The organism is Terriglobales bacterium (assembly GCA_035624475.1).
Classification (GTDB): domain Bacteria; phylum Acidobacteriota; class Terriglobia; order Terriglobales; family Acidobacteriaceae; genus DASPRL01.
In genome coordinates, this window is record DASPRL010000266.1 from 1 (window position 1) to 2415 (window position 2415).

At 68.2% G+C, this 2415-nt stretch carries 3 protein-coding genes; 2 read left to right on the forward strand and 1 reads right to left on the reverse strand.

What is annotated here, in order from left to right; translation table 11 throughout:
* Together VEG08_10650 and VEG08_10655 are read left to right on the forward strand one after the other, a co-directional pair.
* Positions 1 to 690, forward strand: a 690-nt coding sequence (locus tag VEG08_10650) for a cyanophycin synthetase (GenBank protein ID HXZ28445.1), incomplete at its 5' end; no start/stop codon positions are given.
* A gap of 106 nt (positions 691 to 796) precedes the next feature.
* The gene (locus VEG08_10655) at positions 797 to 1564 is read left to right on the forward strand and encodes a lysophospholipid acyltransferase family protein (GenBank protein HXZ28446.1); all 768 of its coding nucleotides are present in this window, start codon (positions 797 to 799) and stop codon (positions 1562 to 1564) included.
* A 317-nt stretch (positions 1565 to 1881) separates the two neighbouring features.
* Here the strand turns inward: VEG08_10655 and VEG08_10660 are convergent.
* A partial coding sequence (locus VEG08_10660; GenBank protein HXZ28447.1) for an enterochelin esterase occupies positions 1882 to 2415 on the reverse strand: 534 nt, incomplete at its 5' end.

The window sequence follows — 2415 nt, forward strand, 5'->3', positions numbered from 1 at the left end:
CCCGGGGCCTCCCCTTCGGATGGTCATCCCGAGCGCAGCGAGGGATCTGCAGTTGCTAACGACCAACGACCAACGACTCACGACTCTCTCCGCAACCAGTACCCGCTCGAAGTCCTGGGAGAGGTCATCCAGATCGATTCCCCCCTCCCCGGCCGCCACCAGTTGCGCAACCTGGCGCTGGCCGTCGCCGCCGCCGTGGAACTCAACCAGTGCGGCTTCTCCATCTCCGCCGCACAGATCGAGCAAGGCATCCGCGAGACCCGCTGGCCCGGCCGCTTCCAGGTCGTCAACTGGGAGCTGGGAACGGGGAACCGACAACTGGTCCTGGACGTCGCCCACAACCCCGCCGGGGCGTGGGCGCTGCGCGCGACCCTCTCCGCCGGCTGCGGCGAGCGCCCGCTCACCTTCGTCTTCGGCGCCATGCGCGACAAGGCCATCGCCGAGATGGCGGAGATCCTCTTCCCGCTGGCGGCACACGTGATCGCCACCCGCGCCCAGAATCCGCGCTCGGCCGCGCCCGAGGAGATCCGCGCCGCCGCCCCGCGCTTTGCCGCCGAGATCCGGTGCGAGCCCGACGTGCCCGCCGCCCTGGCCCGCGCCCGTTCCCTCGCCGCCCCCGACGGCATCGTGGTGGTCACCGGCTCCATCTACGTGGTCGGCGAAGCCCTGGCCGTGCTCCATGGCGACTAGCGAAACCAAACCGCCGGGCGCTCCCTCGGAGCCGGGAAGCTCTCCCCCGCCTTCTTCTTCCTCTGTGCCCTCTGTGTCCGGCGCCTGCCCTGAGCGAAGTCGAAGGGTGGTGCAGAAGAAGTACGGGCTCCTCAGCCGCCTGCGCAGCTACTTCTTCTACGACCCGCTGATCTGGTCCTACACCATCGTGCTGGGGGCGCTCTCGCTGCTTTCTTCCCTCTTCGACCGCCGCGGGCGGGTGCAGCACAGGTTCGCGCGGCTGTGGTCGTGGCTCATCCTGAAGACCATCGGCGCGCCGGTCACGGTCCGGGGCCTGGAGCGCGTGGACACCACCCGGCCCAACCTCTACGTCGCCAACCACATCTCCGCGCTCGACATCCCCATGCTCTACGTGTACCTGCGCTTCCCTTTCCGCATCATCGCCAAGAGCGTGATCTTCCGCTATCCCTTCGTGGGCTGGCACCTGCGGCGCTCGGGGCAGATCGAGGTGGACAAGGACAACGTGCGCCTGGCCAAGCGCGGGCTGGCGCAGGCGGTGGAGACGCTGCGCGCGGGCATGCCCCTGGTGGTCTTCCCCGAGGGCGGGCGCTCGCCCGACGGCCACCTCAAGCCTTTTCTAGGCGGGGCCTTCTACGCCGCCATCCGCGCCGGCGTGGACGTGGTGCCCCTGGCGCTGGTGGGCACCTACGAGATGCTGCCCATGGACACCTACCACATCCGGCCGCGGCCCCTGTTGCTCGTGGCGGGCGAGCCCATCCCCACCCAGGGACTGGGGCCGCGCGACATGGACGCCCTCGCCGCCCGCGCCCAGCAGGCCGTCGCCGACTTGTACTACGCCCACTCCGAGCTGCCCGACCCGCGAGGGAAGGATTAACCGCAGAGAACGCAGAGATCGCAGAGAAGGAGAGGGATCATCGGAGCTGTCATCCTTCGCGAGGCGGAGCCGAGCGGAGGATCTGACGACCGTGGCGGCACGACCGCACTGGTGGAGCAGGCGTTGTCGTCAGATCCTCCCGCCTCCCTTCGGTCGGCGGAAGGATGACATCCTTGAGGCAGCCTGATTCTGCATCCGCAGGTCCTCGCAAACAAGACGCCAGGTGCTTCGACTCGCCGTCGTCCCGCTGAGCGGGACTCCGGCTCGCTCAGCATGACACTCTCTCCAGATTTGTTTTTCCTCTGCCATCTCCGCGGTTAATCCTTCTTCTTCTCCGGGCGCGCGACCGCGTACATCTGGCGCGCGATCTCCTGGCTCAGCCCGCCGCGGTAGAGGTCGAAGTGGTCGCGGCCTTCCACGTAGGTGACTCTGGCCTCCGCCCCGCCCAGCTGCTCCAGGGTCTGCTCCAGCAGGCGCACCCCCTCCTCCAAGTGGAAATTGTCCTCCGTGCCTACCCAGACGTGCAGCTTGCCGCGCAGCTCGGGACGCAGCCGGTCCCAGTTCCTCTTCAGGTAGGCGTCGATGTCGTAATTGTCCTCCCACTCCTTGACCACCACCGGGTCGGGCTTGCCGGTGGTGGTGTCGAACATGGGCATGGGGCGGCCATCGTCGCCGCGCGGGCTGAAGACCGCGTTGAAGGACTCAAACTGCCCGCCGTAGTCGCCCTCCACTTCCTCCAGGCGCACGTATTCCTCCATGCTCATGATCTGCCGCCCGTGGAAGCGCACCAGGTTGCGCGCGCTGCCGTCGGCTCTGCGGTAGAGGTTGTCGCCCGCCAGCAGGTCCACGCC